Source organism: Zwartia lucis (assembly GCF_965234455.1).
Classification (GTDB): domain Bacteria; phylum Pseudomonadota; class Gammaproteobacteria; order Burkholderiales; family Burkholderiaceae_B; genus Zwartia; species Zwartia lucis.
This window is the reverse complement of sequence record NZ_OZ248473.1, coordinates 781,957-798,873: the sequence shown is the minus strand read 5'-3', so window position 1 is coordinate 798,873 and position 16,917 is coordinate 781,957. Positions and strand designations below refer to the sequence as shown.

Genomic DNA, 16,917 nt, shown 5'->3' with positions numbered 1-16,917 from the left:
AGCGAACTGGCAGCCAATGACCAAAACAATCGAAACTTTTTATCGCGTGCTTGTTGGTCCAATCGGCGAGCTGGACTCGCGAGCACTTCTTCTCGTCTGACACGATGGTCATTTTTGAGCTAAGTTTTTTAAGTGAAGAAGCCAAACAGCTAACTTTTCTGTTAATCCTGCTGGTCGCTGGTTCGAATTCAGGCTGTAGAGCAAAATTAATCAATGACTTCGCCCAACTCCGCTATTAGGTTTTTTCTTTTCTGCAGACCTTCGTGCCAACAACTATTGAACAATTTATTTAGACCGTCAATTCGTATATTCGATAGCACAACTGAAAGCGAATCCATATGTCTCTTAGATCACTTAGTCCTTTAGAAGAACGACAAAGTCTCGGTCTTATAGCGTAAAACAGTCCACATTTTTAGCCGCACCTCCAAATCGCCAACCTAAAAAATTATCTACAGGACTTTAATTCAAATCATGTTATTTTTGACCAAGGATAAAAACCTGTTGAAAATAGGGCTCAACTCATCGTTTGCCTCAGCAGCACGAATTAGCGCATCGGCATCCTTACCTTCGGCAGCAAACCATTCTCTGTTTTGATTCAAAAAGTCACAAATCTGACTCTGATCCATTTCAGGATGGGGTTGAATACCCCAGACAGGTCCGTGTTTCCAGCGCCAAATTTGATTCGCACATGCACTGTTTCTAGCTAGGATAATGATGTCAGAGTGATCCGCACGTACCTCATCTCCGTGCCAGTGAAAGGTTCTTACGCGCGGTGAAAAGTTTTTAGTCAACTCATCCCGTTGACCGTCGGCCGTGAACTCAATTTCGGAATACCCCGTCTCACGATCACCTCTTTTAAATACCTGATCGTTACCCAGAAGTGCCCATGCTAAAACTTGGCTACCAAAGCACAGTCCAAGCATAGGCACATTGCTAGCGGCAAAAGCCCTTAATGATTCGGAAAGAGAATCTATCCAAGCATCACCATCATATGCGCCTGACACACTTGCACTTACAAAAACACCAGCTGCATTATCAATAGCAGATTGGTCTGGGAATTCACCAGCGTTAGTCCGATAAATTGCCACAGACAGTCCACTCTGAGCAAGCGCATCCTCAAACCGTGTTTTTGGCTGATCCTGATGCCAATTATTTAGATAAATGAATTTTTTCATGTTTCATTACCCCTTGCTCCAAAACGATTTGCTTGAGTCAACGCAATGTCAACTTCCCCTTGCGCACTCAACACAACGCCATACTCGCTTAGGGCTTGTTCCGATGTGATCAACTCATTGACAACATCCTCTCTAACAAGGTCTACAGCCCTCGTGAAAGGATTTCCAATTCCCGCACCTCCAGGAAGTTTCAAGATAACTCTCTCATCGGGTGTGATGTACTGACGCCCTTTAGGAGGCAAAGTTCGATTTTTTGTAGTTCTGACCTCGCCAGCCGCACCATCTTTGCCACCAAAACGACCTTTCGCGGGATGACCAGTGCGTTCAAACATCGCCGCGAGAGAAAAAGCAGCTTCTTGTTGCATACCAATTTCAAGCACTTGACCAAACCCGCCTCGATACTTGCCAGCACCTCCAGATCCTTCTCGAAATTTTTTCTGCCAAATAATAATTGGGGTAGTACTTTCAACTACTTCTGTCGGAACAGTCTTAACTCCGGATGGAAATGCAACAGTCGACAACCCATCTAGATTAGGTCGAGCTCCTGTTCCACCAGTGTTAAAGAGAATGTAATCAAAATCACGAGTGACGCGCCCGCTTGCTGCTGACTCCGGATCCACTGCAGATTTTCCGCCACGAATCATTGGGTTCCACATGGTGCCAGCCCCCTCGGCGGGAACACGGTCTGGAAGAATTTGCGCCAGACAACCGAACATCAAATCTGGAAGCATCTGCCCCACAGTGTGCCGGGCAGAAACAGGGTAAGGTCGCAAGACGTTAAGTATTGAGCCTTCAGGAGCAGAAACGGAAATGGCAGATAAAGACCCAGCATTACAAGGCACATCAGGTGCAATGATGCAATTAATGCCAAACACACTGTAAGCTGTACTGAAGTTTAGAACTACATTAATACCGTAAGGACTTGCGGGCGACGTACCCTCATAGTCCACGTGCAAATGATCGCCTTGAATAGAAACATTAGCCACTAGGTCAATCGGGGTGTCATATCCGTCAATAGTTAACTGACTTTTGAAATTTCCGTTGGGCAAGGCACGAATACGTTCGCGCACACTTTGACGAGATTGCTCGATAATATAGTGTGAGAGTTCATCAACGTTATCCAGTTCAAACTCTACAAGCATATGAGAAAGTCGTCGACCAGCCTCCGCATTACAAGCCATTTGTGAATGTAAGTCACCTTCCATTTCAATTGGTTGACGGACATTCGTTCGAAGCAACTCCAATAAATCCTCATTTAAAACACCCGCACGCGCGAGATGCATAATTGGAATATTGACGCCTTCTTCGAAAACTTGTCTTGAATCTGGGCCGAACCCACGGCCACCCATATCGATAATATGAATTGTATTTGCAAATAATCCAACAGCCTTGCCATGATGATACGCAGGAGAAACAACCGTCACATCATGATAGTGACCTACTGAAAGCCAAGGATCATTTGTGATGAAAACATCCCCAGGCTTCATCTCAGCAATGGGATAGCGCTTTAAAAAGTGAATTACGCAAATCGCCATTGAATTGACGTGACCAGGCGTGCCGGTTGTCGCTTGCGCGACCATCTCACCTTTACAATTAAAAAATCCTGCAGACAAATCACCTGACTCTCTGACCGCTGCACTAAACGCCGCTCGAATAAGTGTCTGTGCTTGCTCCTCTACGAGACCAATTAGGCGGTTCCACATGATCTGGCGCGCAATCGCGCCAATGTCAAATTGAAGGGTATTCATTAGAGACTATCTCCTAGTGATGTCAATGTCACCAAAGGCATTGATTTTTGCGTCATAAGCAGGACTAATCACTGTTGAAGTTTCATTCTCAACGATGACTGCAGGACCTTGGATATTGAACCCGGTCACGAGATCCGAGCGGTTATACAAGTAATGAGGAAGCCACTTTTTTTGCCCTGGGTCAAATACATCACGCGTGAGAGGTTTGCCTAAAGAAGAGGACTTAGACGATGTCACGTCGCCCCGACACTCAGCAATAATATCGGGTGTTGGCTGCGTAGCGACTGTCACCACCCAACTTGCGACCTCTACGTCTGCCAAGACACTCAAGGAGCGACCGTAGACTCTTTCATATTCCTGATCAAAAAGCTCTCGCAACATTTCAGCAGACAAAGAGTCGAAAATCTCGATGCCGATATCAATCAAAATCTCATGACCTTGTCCAACGTATCGCATGTAAGCGCGTCGTTCAACATGGGTCAGAGCTTTAGTTGCCTGCTGAACAATCGAAGAGGCCGCATTAGCCATTTTCTCTAAAGTGCTATTAATTAAATCAAAATCAAAATTCCCCAGACGCTGATATTGTGTTTTTACTATTTCATATGATATGGGCGCTCTTAAAAACCCTACAGCCGATCCAACTCCTGCAGATGATGGAATGATCACTCTCGCGATATCAAGCTTTTCAGCGATGCGAACGGCGTGAAGGGGTGCACATCCGCCAAATGCAACAAGTGTTCGAGCAGGAATGCTCTTGCCACTCTCAATTGCATGAACTCGTGCGGCACCCGCCATATTTTCATCAACCATTTCGCTGACTCCGTAGGCAGCGATTTGATCTGATATTTCAAGTTGTGAAGAAAGAACTGACTCAAAAGCTTTAAAAGCAGCTTCCGTTGAAAGCATAATTTCACCTCCAGCAAATTTCACCGGATCAATTCTCCCCATAACGAGGTTTGCATCTGTGACGGTCGGCTGTAGACCACCTCGCCCGTAACATGCAGGCCCTGGGACTGCCGATGCACTTTCTGGTCCAACAGCGATACGTTGCAAACCGTCAAGATGTGCAATCGATCCACCTCCTGCGCCAATTTCGACCAATTCAACTACCGGGACGCGCAGAGGTAAACCACTTCCTTTTTTAAATCGATAGACACGAGCCACCTCAAAGCTTCTGCTAGTTTGGACGTGGCCATTATCAATCATGCAGATCTTCGCAGTTGTTCCCCCCATGTCGAATGACAAAACTTCTTTGAGTCCACAACGCTGAGCTACGACAGAAGCAAATATTGCTCCACCTGCAGGTCCTGATTCAACAAGTCGAACAGGAAATTGTTGTGCTGTTTCAATTGTCGTGAGTCCGCCTCCTGACAGCATTAAAAGCATCGGACAATTAAATCCCTTCTCACGCCGCAGCACCTCGAAGCGCTTAAGATAACCCTCCATCAAGGGCTGAATATAAGCATTTGCGCAAGCCGTAGAAAATCGCTCAAACTCTCTAAACTCCGGCGAAACCTGAGCCGAAAGCGTAATAGGCACATCTGGAATAAGTTCCCTAATAATCTCAGCCGCTATTTCCTCATGGATCGGATTCATATAGCTGTGGAGAAAGCCAATGGCGACAGATTCAACCTGTTGTTGTCGTAATTTTTCAGCGATTAATTTGACTTGTGATCGATCTATTGCAATAAGTTCATTTCCACTAGCATCAAGACGCTCACTCACTTCAAATCGCAGCATTCTAGGGACAAGTGGTTCTGGTTTAATCAATTGAACATCATATTGATCAGGTCTACCTTCTGTTCCAATTTCAATCACATCACGAAAACCGAGCGTCGTCAGCAACGCTGTTTTAGCACCCTTGCGTTCGATGAGTGCATTAGTGGCGAGTGTAGTGCCATGAATCATTTCGACAACGTCACCAGGCTTAATTCCCGATTGCGCCAAAATCACATCAAGGACCAACATCGCACCTATTTCTGGTTCTGCCGGGGTAGTAAGAACTTTTGCAGTGAATCGTTCGACCCCTGTTTCAAGGACGACGTCCGTAAACGTCCCCCCAATATCGAGACCTATTCTCGCTTTAGGCATTTATTTCTCCTGCAGATATAAAAAAGTATTAGCGTCCGAGCATTTTTGAGGGGAGCCAAGTCACTGTCTCAGGCACCACAGTAATTAAAGCAACTAAAAGGATCATCAAAATAAAAAATGGGCTGCTAACTTTTGCAATATAGAAAATATTTTTTTTAGTTATGCCCTGAAGTACAAATAAGTTGAAACCCACTGGCGGAGTGATCTGCGCCATCTCGACCAGAATTACTATAAAAATTCCAAACCAAATTAAGTCAAATCCAGCAGCTTGAATGACCGGAAGTACGACCGCTGTCGTCAATACGATCATCGATATACCATCGATAAAACAGCCCAAAATGAGATACAAAACGACAAGAAAAGCTAGGAGTACATAGCGATTGACATCCATATCTATGACAGCAGTCGCAAGACTTTTAGGTACGCCGGTATACGCCATCATTGATGTCAAAAAAGCGGCCCCAGCAATAATTAAAGTAATCATGCAGGATAGTCTTGTCGCTCCCATAATACTTTCTTTAAAACTGCTCCATGTAAGCGTTTTGGACATCCAGGAAATTCCAAGAGATCCCACAACACCTACTACAGCAGCCTCAGTTGCAGTTGCCAATCCAAGATATATCGAGGCAATAATCGTCAAAATTAACAATACTATCGGTATCAGCTCAGCTGTCGCTTTGACACGCTGAAAAAACGGCATTGATGGTTCAGGCATAGGCGCAAGGTTTTTATTTATCAGCGCCCATACCACGATGTAAGAGGAAAATAGGATCATTAACAAAACACCCGGAATCACGCCGGCTATGAAGAGACGAACAATCGACACCTCAGCTGCGACACCGTAGACGATCATAATGATCGATGGCGGTATCAGTAAGCCAAGCGTCCCTGACCCCGCCAGGCTGGCAATTGACATTCCCGAGTCATAACCGCGTTTTTGTAACTCAGGCAGTGACATCCTCCCAACAGTTGCTGTCGTTGCCGCCGATGAACCTGAAACCGCCGCAAAAATTCCACAGCCAATTACATTCACATGTAAAAGTCTTCCGGGTAACCAATTAACCCAAGGGGCCAACCCTCGAAACAAGTTCTCAGATATTCGCGTGCGAAAGAGTATTTCCCCCATCCATATGAACAGAGGTAGTGCTGCCAAATTCCAAGATGACAAACTCGTCCATATAGCTGTTCCTAGAACATTGGCAGCCGGTATGGCCGTAAACCAAGATAAGCCTAGGTATCCGATTACCATGAGCGCCACACCGATCCATACACCAGCGCCAAGAATCAGAGTCAAGGAAACGATAAGAAATAAAATGATTGTGCTTAGATCAGATGCCATCGCTATACCCGTTATATGAAGGCTCTCTATCGCAAATTACTTCAATTAAGTCATCGACAATTGCAATAAAAAAAATCACTGCACCTACACTCATTGATAACTGCGGAATCCAGAGCGGAATTTTGAGCAACCCGTGTGCAATCTCATGGTATTGCCAACTATCGTAGGTCAATCTGATGGACGCATAGGTAAGTATTGACGCCATCACAGCAGCAACCATTAAACATATTGTCTCGTTATATTTCCGAACTTTTCCCTTGCAACTACCAATTAAGATTGTCACCCGAATGTGAGCGCCGTGACGAAAGGCATAAGCCAAGGAAAGCATTGCTGTCGCGGCAACTGACCATGCTGTTAAATCATCCGCACCTCTAATTTGAAAACCAGCTGCCCTAGCAATCATTTGAAGCAGCATGATGACGCCAATTAGCACCAGAAAAGAGGCACCCAAAATACCAGATACCAAATAAAGGGTATCAAGAAATTTTCTAAACATTTGTGCCTCTTCTCTGACTCTTTGTAAATACAATCATTTCTTTTACTTCATACCCTGCAGCATTTTTTCTCCATTAGCACCCGCTCTTTTTAGCCATTCGCGCGACATTTCAAGCCCAATCTTGTCTAACTGCTGGGTCATAAGCTCAGTGCCCGCCTCAACCTTCATACCTTCCTGAGCAAGTTTTTTAGTGGTTTCATCCATTGTTTTTTCACTGGCGATCCATCCATTAAGTTCAGCATTAGCGGCAGCCTTAAAAACAGCCTGACGTGTAGTTGGATCCAATGCATCAAGAGCGCGTTTACTGACAAGAACAATATTTTTGTTATTGATCACTCTTACGTCGTAGTAATACTTTGCAAAATCCCATACCTTTACATCAACACCAGTTGCAGCTGAGGTGACCATAGCGTCTACGACTCCTGTCGCAAAAGCCTGTGGAACCTCAGCTTGTTGTACAGTGGTGGGAATTGCCCCCATTAGTTCTGCCATTCTTGCAGTGACTGCGTTGTAAGCACGAAACTTAACGCCTTTAAAATCATTTAAAGAGTTAACTGGACTTTTCGTGTAAAAACCCTGTGGTGGCCACGGTACTGAAAACAAAGGCACTAATCCTTGTGCCTCAAACTTTTGCACCACGTAAGGTTTGGATACTTCCCACAATTTCTTTGCGTTTTGAAATCCTGGCGCGATCATTGGAACGCCATCCACTTCAAAAAACGGATCTTCGTTACCATAGGCAGATAAAAGAATTTCTCCTAAATGCAATTGGCCTGACTGAATCGCCCTTTTTATTTGCGGCATTGCCACCAATGATTGGCCGCTATGAATATTGATCGTTAACTTTCCGTTCGTTGCAGCTTTCACATCATCCGCAAACTGACGAATATTTTTTGTATGAAAATTGCCATCAGGATATGGAGTCGCCATTACCCATTGCTGTGCATTTGCAGTTGCACCATATTGGCATGTTGCAATTAGAAGTGCTGCCCCCAAAATGCCTTGCTTAGAAATTTTGCTCATGCATTACTCCTAAAAATATAAAAGGTTTACGACACATCGCTATTGCAGATGTGTGAGGTGGTGAACAGAACTTAGCTCAACCCCACACAAACGCACTCACCCAATGAAGTTATCACTCAAGGGTGTTATTCATTTGATCAAATCAGACTAATATTTAACTGTTTCAGACAATGATGGGGAATACCCTGTGTTCATACACACGCAGCCTGATCGACCAATTATGATCGCTTTTATCCTAGTAGACGGGTTTTCTCTTTTGCCATTTATTTCAGCAACAGAGCCACTGCGTATGGCAAACCGAATTGCTGAAAAAGACCTTTTTCAACGCGGATATTTTTCTGAAAAGGGAAAATCAGTACTAGCGGGAAATGGAATCGAGATTCAAGCTATCGGAAATATGAAGGATTTAATTGATTATCCGAACATTTTCGTAACAGGTGGTTTTGAGCCACTAGTCAAAACTCCACGCTGGTTGATCGAGGTCCTAAAATCGCGCAGCAGTGCTGGCGCAGTTATCGGTGGATTGGGTACGGGCACATATCATGTTGCGCGTGCTGGGTTACTAGATGGACAAAAAGCAACTATGCATTGGGAGTACGCTGCAAGCTTTGCCGAAGAGTTTCCACGTATCCAAGTAACCTCAAATTTGTACGAAATCGGTCATCACCGTATCACATGCAGCGGTGGCATCGCCGCAATGGATATGATGGCGGATTTGATTTCAAAGCACACTAACCCTTTGTTGGCTACGGCAGTGTCTGATATGTTCATTCACGGTCGCGTGCGTAAAGCTAAGGATATGCAAAAAGTGCTGTTACCGACCGACAATGAACATACGCCTCTTGAGCTGCGTGCAGCGATATCAATTATGCAACGCAGAACGGGCTTCAGAATTAATATCAACGAAGTCGCTCAAGAACTCGGAATCTCTCCTAGGCATCTGGCTAGGCTCTTTCATCGTCATGCTGGAAAGTCACCTCTCGCATTCGCGAATCATTTAAGATTACAAAGAGCACAATCTTTTGTTTTTCATAGTAACTTAGGGTTTGAAGAACTTGCTGAACTGTCTGGATTTGCATCCTCAGCTGCGTTTTCAAGAGCCTACAAAAAGTGCTTTGGTGTGTCACCCATCACGCATCGCTTGGCAAGTTCTTGAGAATCGCTTAAAACTAACCCGTTTCGTCGCGATGCGACCCCCGCCACACTGAAAATAATCTATTACGCGCATCAAACACAGAAACCAGGATACTCCCTCAAGCTCGCATCCAAAGGCTTGGCCGATAGGATTGTCAAGACTGAAACTGCGACAAATCGGGGCGCTTTTGGCGCCATGGCGTTGACGATTCGTAAGCCTGTGCGATCCGAAGCAATTCGTCTTCCGCGAAAAGCTTGCCTATGAACTGTAACGCTAGAGGCAAACCATCTGAGCTGAAACCCGAACACATCGAAATCGCAGGGTGCCCAGTCACGTTGAATGCTGCGTTCAATGAGGGAGGGCCAAAATAAGCCATCGGGCTCACGTCCTCGAGCAATCCGGCGGGCCCGTTCGTGCTGGGAATCACCAAGGCGTCAACTGTACCCATCACGTTCTCGACTTCCAGCATGAGTTTCTTTCTTTGTTGTTGGGCGATCAGGTAATCCTGAGCACTAATCAGCGAACCTGTCATCGCACGATACCTGAAGACCGAACCAAACCGTTCCGGATGCTGACGGAGATTGCTGCAGTGAGCCGCATACAGCTCTGACGCGGAAATCACCAATTTCACTCCACTGTAAACGGCAAGAGGACTAAGCCTGACATCCACTACTTGTGCGCCTAAATGTTCGAGGACATCTAGCGCTCTTTCGAATGCGCCGACTTGCTCAGCGTCGGCTTGAACATCCTTTTCGTAAAAATGCCGTATCACTCCAATCTTCTTGCCTTTGATACCCCGATCTAAGTTCGCCAAGTAATCGGGTATCCTCACATTTGCGCTCGAAGGATCCTGCGGATCGAATCCTGCAATGGCTTGCAGCACATACGCACAATCGCGAACGTTCCAGGTCAAGGGTCCGGCGTGATCCAACGAAAATGCGTTTGTAATCACCCCTTTCTTGCTGACGAGTCCATAGCTCGGCTTGAGACCCACCACGCCACAATAAGATGCGGGAATACGTATGGAGCCGCCGGTGTCCGAGCCCATCGACATTGCGCAAAATCCTGCCGCTACGGCAGCGGCCGAGCCGCTGCTCGATCCGCCCGTAAAATAGCCCTTCTTCCAGGGATTTCCAGGATTCGGCCAAGGCAAATCATATGCCGGACCACCATGCGCAAATTCATGCGTCATGTTCTTGCCGATCAATATTGCCCCGGCGTCAATCAACAAGCGGACGGTCGTTGCATCTGCGGCTGGAATGTTGTCGATCAAAGACGGTGAACCTGCCGTGGTGGGAATGGCGGCAGTTTCAAAAATGTCCTTTAGCGAGAAGGGGATGCCATGCAATGGACCGCGCACAGTGCCTTTCATGATCTCGCGCTCTGCCGTCCTTGCATTCGCCATGGCGAGCTCTGCGGTGACCTGGATAAAGCTGCGTATGCGAGGCTCGAATCTCGCAATACGATCCAGCGACGACTGGATCAATTCCACAGGTGAAATCTCCCTGCCACGCAATAGCGCATTCATCTCGCTGATTGACAGCAAGGCAATGTCTTCATTCATCATTGTTGATTATCTGTTCGCCCGAAATTGGATCGCCGAGTCGGAATCATGTTGATGCAGCTCACGCAAACTCAAGATCTTCTTCTCCAAGAGGATGTAGGCCGCGGTAATGTTCCGCAAGTCCTCCGCTGAGCATCTCAAGCCTTGCTGAGTCAGGACTGCGCTGACGAATTCACGGGTGACCTGGCTGCTTTCACCGCCTTGGCCTGACGCAGTAACGGGATTTGTCATGAAGCACCCCCGTTTCGTATGGCGCTCAATGCATTCTTGAAGCTTCCGCCATCACGAATCAAACGCATTGCTTCGTCGTCTTTTTTATTCAGCACCAATACCTCATCCAACACTTCCCGAGCGATGTTTGCGGGCACCCTGACCAAACCCGTGCTATCACCGACGATGATGTCCTGCGGGAGTATCTGCACATCTCCGATGCAAATCTCCAAATTCAACCCGACAATTTTCACGCGCGTCCGCGGCGAAAGCGGCGTGACATGCCTACTGTATACGGGGAATCCGCAGTTCATAATTTCGTCTATGTCCCGGACTCCGCCATGCACCGCAAGACCCGCGGCGCCCCGCAATTTTGCAGCCAACGCGGCGAGTCCTCCCCAACTCGCGACCTCTTGGCCGCCTAGGTCGATGACGACGACGTCACCGGCTTGCAGGTTGTCGATAACATCTCCCAGGGAAAAGTCGCCGGGCATGTAATCACCCAACTTGCCCACGACCGCCTTGACTGTAAAGGCTACGCCGGCCATGCGCATGGGCAGCACGACCGGACGCAGGCCCGGCATGATGGCGTTGATGCGCAGGCTGTCCAGTACATTGCCTATCGTACTTGTCGATATACCCAGGAATTGCTGGGCCAGTTCTCTGACGGAAGCATTGGCTCGCATCGTCATCGCGTTCCTGTAATGTTGCCGGCCTTGACGACCGCTTTCCAACGTACTATTTCATCTCGTTGAAATTGTGCAAATTCTTCGGACGTTGAAGGCACTGCTTCGACGCCGCGGTCCGCTAGCGCTTTTTTTACACCTGCATCATTCAACCCGTAAACCAGAGCATCGTGCACCTTCTTTCGGATGTCCGGTGGAAGACCCTTGGGCGCCACAAATCCTTGCCACGAATATACTTCCGCCCCCGTAACGCCCGTTTCGTTCAGAGTGGGAGTGTCCGGAAATTCGGTCAAGCGCTTGTCTGTCGCGACCGCGATCAGTCTGAGTTTTCCCCCCTTGATATGCGCTGTCACCTCTGCCAGATTCCTGAAGGATGCTTGTGTGTGTCCGCCAAGTAAGCTTGTAACGCTCGGACCACTACCTTGGAACGGAACGTGCACTCCGCGAGTGCCCGTCTTTTGCCAAAACAGCTCCGTGCTCAGGTGATCGGACGAACCGGTGCCGGAATTGCCAAAGGCGACCCTGTCAGGGTTTGTCTTCAGGTACTTGATCAAGTCATCCACCGTCTTCACGTCAAACTCGGGATGGACAACCAAGACATTGGGCGCGCGTGTCGCCAGCGTCAGCATGTCAAAACTTTTCTCAGGATCGTAGGGCAGATTACTGAACAAAGCGGCATTGATCGCCAACACCGAAATAGTACCTAGCATGATCGTATAGCCGTCGGGTTTGGATTCGGCGACTTGCCCTGTACCCAAGACACCGCCCACACCCGCTCTATTTTCGATCACGATGGCTTGCCCCAATTGCTTGGAGGCAATGGGGGTCACCGCGCGCGCGACAAAGTCAGTAATCCCTCCTGGAGGGAAAGGCACGACTACTCGGATTGGTTTGTCCGGGTATTGCGCGAGAGCCGCCGTCGAACCGATAAAGAAGGCCGCGACGAACGCATTAATAAAAATGAGAGCCTTGGATTGCAGCATGATGAACTCCGAAAAGAATGATAGATCCTATGAAGGGCCGCGTGGATTAAAGGCTAGTTTCATCGAATCGTCGCATGTCATTGCGACAGGGTTAGGAGCAGAAGGCATTGAAGAATCGGAGCATCCCATCCAGCCCCTCCAGTATCGAGATTGCACCGACTGCCCCTATAAAGTTGGACTTTTTACCAAGAGATGATTTGAATGTTGCAACAAATTTGAAGCATTGCTTGTGTGCACAACAGACATACAATTCTCCAGATTGGTTAAGTGAAATTTCAGAATTTACGCAAAGTGGGGGCGGGGTTCAGCAACTGACTGAAATTTAGTATTGACCATTGCACAGATAATAGTCAAGGTGATTACCCTACATTTTAATAAATTATGTAATGGACTAACTTTAGGCGAACCCTGAATTCTGGAGCGAGCCTGCGCGTGATGTCGGACAATCCCAATATCTTTCATTCAATTCAGCCTCAATCCCGGCACTGCCCAGTCGTCTATCGCCACCAGTTTTCCCGTCCCGCTGAGCGTGACATAGATTGTGCGCATGTCTTTACCGCCGAAGCACAAGTTGGTTGGGTATTTGTCCGGCAGCGGGATGTGTCGGGTGATGTTGCCATCAGGAGATACGATGGTGATGCCCCCATGGAGCAAGGTGGCGACATAGATGTTGCCAAGCGCATCCAATGCCATTGAGTCAAACCGTTGGTAATAGCCACCAGGGGCCGCAGTGACAAGTCTGGCCCCGTGGATCGATGGCCACGGGTTGCGATTGGCTTGTCCGGGGGCGGTGAGCTCCAGTGCCCAAAGTCTCGCCCCTTCGGTTTCGGCGAAATAGAGTTCTTTCCCATCCGGTGACAATGCCACGCCGTTCGCCATCATGACAGGGTAGGCGACAATTTGGGGTGGGGCGCTGATGCTGGGTGCGTAAAAGACACCGCCCCAGTCGAGACTGTGTGCACGGATTTTGCCCAGATCGGTAAAATAAAAGCCCCCATTCGCATCGAACACCAAGTCGTTCGGTCCTTTGAGGGGCTCACCATCCACTGCGTCAAACAATCGTTCCACTTTATTGGTGGTTAGGTTTACGCGCTCGACCCGCCCTCCTGAATAGTTGGTCGGCTGAGGCCCAGGCCGCACGGTACCATCTTCCATCGTGCTGAACTGCATGCCACCGTTATTGCAAACGATGATGCTTCCATCCGGGGCAAGTGCGATGCCATTCGGTCCCCCGCCGAGATCGATAACCCGCTGAACTTTGCCCTCTGCCGTGATCCGGGTGAGCATGCCACTGGCGATTTCGACCAACAGCACGGACCCATCCTCCATCGCGACAGGCCCTTCTGGAAAACTTAATCCACTGGCGATTTCTCTGATGTTCATATTGGAAGATTATTGATCTTGTTTACTGTTAGGTGCTCAGCCTGCCGCTAGGTGCACCCCTGAGCGTTGTGCGGTGCATGGTGCGAATCTCTGACTCATCATAGTCCGCGAGTGCGATGTGCATCACGCAGCGGTTGTCCCAAAGTATAGAGTCGCCTTTTCTCCATATGTGTCGATAGACGTTTTCTGGCGCGGTGCTTTGTTTAAATAGGTATTCGAGGATGGGCAGGCTCTCCTCCTCTGTCAGTCCATCAATCCGTGAGGTTGTCATCTCGCTGACATAAAGAGCTTTTTTTCCTGTGACCTCGTGCACGCGACAGATGGGCTGAAAAACTGGTGGGTTACGTTTGCGGATGTCATCGAGCTCGGCCGGGGTGCGTTGCTTGCGGGTTTCCTGAGCCAGTGTCATATCATGCAGAGCATCTGCGCCGGATAGCCATGTTTGCAATCTGGGTGAGAGATCATCCCAAGCGCGGTACATATTGCAAAACATCGTGTCGCCACCGACGTTGGGTAATTGAATTGCATGCAGTAGGGATCCCTTGGCAGGGGTTATCGTGGTGGACAGATCCGAGTGCCATTGCCGGCCAACAGAGAGTTTCTTGTTGGTGGCGGCCTCGCGGTTGTTGACCATGAGGATCTCGGGATGGTCGACATGTCTAAACTTCGGGATTGATCTGTGGTCGTCCAGATCACCAAAATATCTGCTGAATCTGATCTGCTGCTCGGGCGTGAGTGGCTGATCACGAAACACGAGCACAAGATGATGCGACCAGGCGGCATGCAAGGCCGCGATTGTCTCTGAAGAGAGCTCGGCGGTTATATCTAGGCCGCTTATCTCGGCAGACAGGGAAGCATTGAGTGTGCGAATAAGGATTGGCATGCGGGGACTCTAGATAGGTCAGATTTCAGGGACTTTATTCTGTTCCGCCCAGAAGAGAAGCTTGCGCTGGATCCAGCTCATAATGAGGTGCAGGGATATGCCGATCGAAGACAGGCAGACCAGCACGGCAAATACGCCAGCGGTGTCCAGGTTGATGTTCATTTGCATGATGAGATTGCCCAGCCCCTCTTTTGAGCCCACAAACTCTCCCACGATAGCGCCTAGCAAGCTGAAAATAATCGCAACTTGAAGGCCCGCGAAAATCATCGGCAACGCACTTGGCAGCATCACCATCTTGAAAATCTGCCAACGTGTTGCGCGCAGCGACCGCATCAGTTCAATGCGTTGTGGATCGGTTGATCTCAGACCCGCGATTACGTTCACCAAAATCGGAAAGAACGAAATGATCCCTGCTATGATCACTTTTGATGTCATGCCAAAGCCGAACCAGATGATGAAAAGTGGCGCAATAGCCACCTTGGGTGTGGTTTGAATCACAATCAAATAGGGGTAAATCACCCGCTCAACAAACCTTGACTGTGCAATCAGGCTACCCAGCACAATAGCCAGCACGGCTGCACCCATAAAACCCATCAAAGCTTCACTCAGCGTCACAAATCCGTTTTTGAGGAGCAGGCCACTCGTAAGCCCTCGCACGAGTGAAGCCCAGATCGCTGAGGGTGCGGGCACAACGTAGGGTGGTACCTTGAGCCAGGCGATGATCGCCTCCCAGCTTCCCACCGCGACAATAAACAGCAGCGGAATGCAGGCAAGCTCGAGCCAGTTTCTTTGTTGGGGGTTGAGGGTTTTCATCACTCGATTGCTCCGTTCGAGTTGAAGTGTCTGCGGATGCGGCGGGTGTAGTTGCCAAACACATCGCTGGTGACAATATCCAATGTGCGCCTGTTATCGAGATCCACATCGACGATTTCAGCAACCTGGCCAGGACGGCTGGACAGCACTAGAACTCTGGTGCCTAAAAATACCGCCTCTGGAATCGAATGGGTCACAAAAATAATCGTTTTACCGGCTTCCGCCCACAATCGACGGATCTCCACGTTCATGTTTTCTCGGGTCATGGCGTCCAGCGCGCCAAAGGGCTCATCCATCAGGAGCGTTGAGGGCTCATGCATCAGTGCCCTGGCGATTGCCACGCGTTGCTGCATGCCACCCGACAACTCGTTGGGGTATTTACCGTGAAAATCACTGAGCCCCACCATGGATAGCAATGCCAGTCCACGGTCGTTGGATGCCTTGCGATCTAGGGTGTTGTGAATCTCGGCTGGCAGGGTCACGTTTTCAATTGCTGTCCGCCATGGTAGGAGAACGGGCGACTGGAATACGACACCAATGTCGAGTTGCGGGCCCTGTATCTCCTTTCCGTTCATGCAGATGCTACCTTCACTTCGTTCAATCAGTCCTGCTAGGAGCTTGAGCAACGTCGATTTTCCACAACCAGAGGGACCAACGACGGTAAGGAACTCCCTCTTGCGGATATTGATCGAGACCGGACCCAGTGCTCGCACGATGCCTCCATCGCGGGACCGGTACGATTTTTCTAGGCCGTCAATCTGTATAAAAGCTGGATCATCCTTGCCTAGTGTTGCTGGGTGGGCTGACTCATGCTTCTGAGCGTCAGACCCCATGGGATGTTTCCTTGGTGGTGGTCGAGGTGTTCTTCTGCACGATGTGGTTAGCCAGAGTAGCCTGCATGTATCCTAGCCCCCCTCCGGCCTGAATGATATCTAGCAAAAAGTCAGGGACCGGTTTGACCTGTGTCGTCGTGTTTTGAGTTAGATTGCTAATTACTCCTTTGTTGAAATCCACGCGGATTTGGTCCCCATCATCCAGCATGTTCTGGACGTTTTGATCGATTTCCAGTAAGGGGATGCCGCTATAGATGGCGAGTCGGAAGGTAGGACGTAGCATCTGTTCCGCGATTAGCCCCACGCCGATGGCCTTCATTGCCAAAAAGGGGTGAGTATGCTGGCTACCGTGAGCAAAGCGCTTGCCGGCGAGCACTATATCCCCTGACTGAGCCTGCGATGCAAACTGTGAGAGTCGCTCTTCGAGCAAGTGCTTGCGTAACACCTGCGGGTCATATTCAAACACATGCTGTGCAGAAATTAGTTCGTCGCTGGAGACATCATCGCCCAGCTTCCAGCAACGTCCTTGGTAAATGAGGCTCATGTCAGACATGG

Annotated in this window: 16 protein-coding genes; 1 reads left to right on the top strand and 15 read right to left on the bottom strand. The window is 48.7% G+C overall.

Features of this window, described 5'->3' with window-relative positions; genetic code table 11:
- Window positions 1–464 precede the first annotated feature (464 nt).
- The 6 genes from AC8GE9_RS10135 to AC8GE9_RS10110 are packed head-to-tail and all read right to left on the bottom strand — an operon-like array spanning window position 465 to window position 7,872.
- Window positions 465–1,175 (bottom strand): type 1 glutamine amidotransferase, encoded by a 711-nt coding sequence (locus AC8GE9_RS10135; RefSeq protein ID WP_506677045.1) that lies wholly within the window; start codon window positions 1,173–1,175, stop codon window positions 465–467.
- A complete protein-coding gene (locus AC8GE9_RS10130; RefSeq protein WP_506677044.1) occupies window positions 1,172–2,923 on the bottom strand; it encodes a hydantoinase B/oxoprolinase family protein in 1,752 nt (583 codons plus the stop codon). The genes AC8GE9_RS10135 and AC8GE9_RS10130 overlap by 4 nt, the downstream gene beginning before the upstream one ends.
- 6 nt (window positions 2,924–2,929) lie before the next feature.
- Window positions 2,930–5,014 carry a hydantoinase/oxoprolinase family protein gene (locus AC8GE9_RS10125; protein WP_506677043.1) on the bottom strand — a complete coding sequence of 695 codons (2,085 nt, stop codon included), beginning with the start codon at window positions 5,012–5,014 and terminating at the stop codon, window positions 2,930–2,932.
- A gap of 28 nt (window positions 5,015–5,042) precedes the next feature.
- Complete coding sequence (locus AC8GE9_RS10120) at window positions 5,043–6,353, bottom strand: TRAP transporter large permease (protein WP_506677042.1); 1,311 nt, start codon at window positions 6,351–6,353, stop codon at window positions 5,043–5,045.
- Complete coding sequence (locus tag AC8GE9_RS10115; protein ID WP_506677041.1) at window positions 6,343–6,849, bottom strand: TRAP transporter small permease; 507 nt, start codon at window positions 6,847–6,849, stop codon at window positions 6,343–6,345. The genes AC8GE9_RS10120 and AC8GE9_RS10115 overlap by 11 nt, the downstream gene beginning before the upstream one ends.
- 42 nt (window positions 6,850–6,891) lie before the next feature.
- Window positions 6,892–7,872, bottom strand: coding sequence for a TRAP transporter substrate-binding protein (locus AC8GE9_RS10110; protein WP_506677040.1), 981 nt, complete (start codon window positions 7,870–7,872; stop codon window positions 6,892–6,894).
- Window positions 7,873–8,092: 220 nt separating this feature from the next.
- On the opposite strand from AC8GE9_RS10110, the gene AC8GE9_RS10105 reads away from it, so the two are divergent.
- Window positions 8,093–9,028 (top strand): GlxA family transcriptional regulator, encoded by a 936-nt coding sequence (locus AC8GE9_RS10105; protein WP_506677039.1) that lies wholly within the window; start codon window positions 8,093–8,095, stop codon window positions 9,026–9,028.
- Window positions 9,029–9,161: 133 nt separating this feature from the next.
- Here AC8GE9_RS10105 and AC8GE9_RS10100 read toward each other — a convergent pair whose 3' ends face one another.
- The 9 genes from AC8GE9_RS10100 to AC8GE9_RS10060 all read right to left on the bottom strand — a co-directional run bounded on the left by AC8GE9_RS10100 (window position 9,162) and on the right by AC8GE9_RS10060 (window position 16,915).
- Complete coding sequence (locus AC8GE9_RS10100) at window positions 9,162–10,574, bottom strand: amidase (protein ID WP_506677038.1); 1,413 nt, start codon at window positions 10,572–10,574, stop codon at window positions 9,162–9,164.
- A 6-nt stretch (window positions 10,575–10,580) separates the two neighbouring features.
- Window positions 10,581–10,802, bottom strand: a complete 222-nt coding sequence (locus tag AC8GE9_RS10095; RefSeq protein WP_506677037.1) for a hypothetical protein — start codon at window positions 10,800–10,802, stop codon at window positions 10,581–10,583.
- Window positions 10,799–11,473, bottom strand: coding sequence for an RraA family protein (locus AC8GE9_RS10090; RefSeq protein WP_506677036.1), 675 nt, complete (start codon window positions 11,471–11,473; stop codon window positions 10,799–10,801). Before AC8GE9_RS10090 ends, AC8GE9_RS10095 begins: the two co-directional genes overlap by 4 nt.
- Window positions 11,470–12,450 (bottom strand): Bug family tripartite tricarboxylate transporter substrate binding protein, encoded by a 981-nt coding sequence (locus AC8GE9_RS10085; protein ID WP_506677035.1) that lies wholly within the window; start codon window positions 12,448–12,450, stop codon window positions 11,470–11,472. Before AC8GE9_RS10085 ends, AC8GE9_RS10090 begins: the two co-directional genes overlap by 4 nt.
- 462 nt (window positions 12,451–12,912) lie before the next feature.
- Window positions 12,913–13,833 (bottom strand): SMP-30/gluconolactonase/LRE family protein, encoded by a 921-nt coding sequence (locus AC8GE9_RS10080; protein ID WP_506677034.1) that lies wholly within the window; start codon window positions 13,831–13,833, stop codon window positions 12,913–12,915.
- Window positions 13,834–13,861: 28 nt separating this feature from the next.
- The gene (locus tag AC8GE9_RS10075) at window positions 13,862–14,716 is read right to left on the bottom strand and encodes a TauD/TfdA dioxygenase family protein (protein ID WP_506677033.1); all 855 of its coding nucleotides are present in this window, start codon (window positions 14,714–14,716) and stop codon (window positions 13,862–13,864) included.
- Window positions 14,717–14,734: 18 nt separating this feature from the next.
- A complete protein-coding gene (locus AC8GE9_RS10070) occupies window positions 14,735–15,529 on the bottom strand; it encodes an ABC transporter permease (RefSeq protein ID WP_506677032.1) in 795 nt (264 codons plus the stop codon).
- Window positions 15,529–16,362, bottom strand: a complete 834-nt coding sequence (locus AC8GE9_RS10065; RefSeq protein ID WP_506677031.1) for an ABC transporter ATP-binding protein — start codon at window positions 16,360–16,362, stop codon at window positions 15,529–15,531. The genes AC8GE9_RS10070 and AC8GE9_RS10065 overlap by 1 nt, the downstream gene beginning before the upstream one ends.
- Window positions 16,352–16,915: a LeuD/DmdB family oxidoreductase small subunit gene (locus AC8GE9_RS10060; protein WP_506677030.1), complete on the bottom strand. Its 564-nt coding sequence runs from the start codon at window positions 16,913–16,915 to the stop codon at window positions 16,352–16,354. The genes AC8GE9_RS10065 and AC8GE9_RS10060 overlap by 11 nt, the downstream gene beginning before the upstream one ends.
- Window positions 16,916–16,917 lie beyond the last annotated feature (2 nt).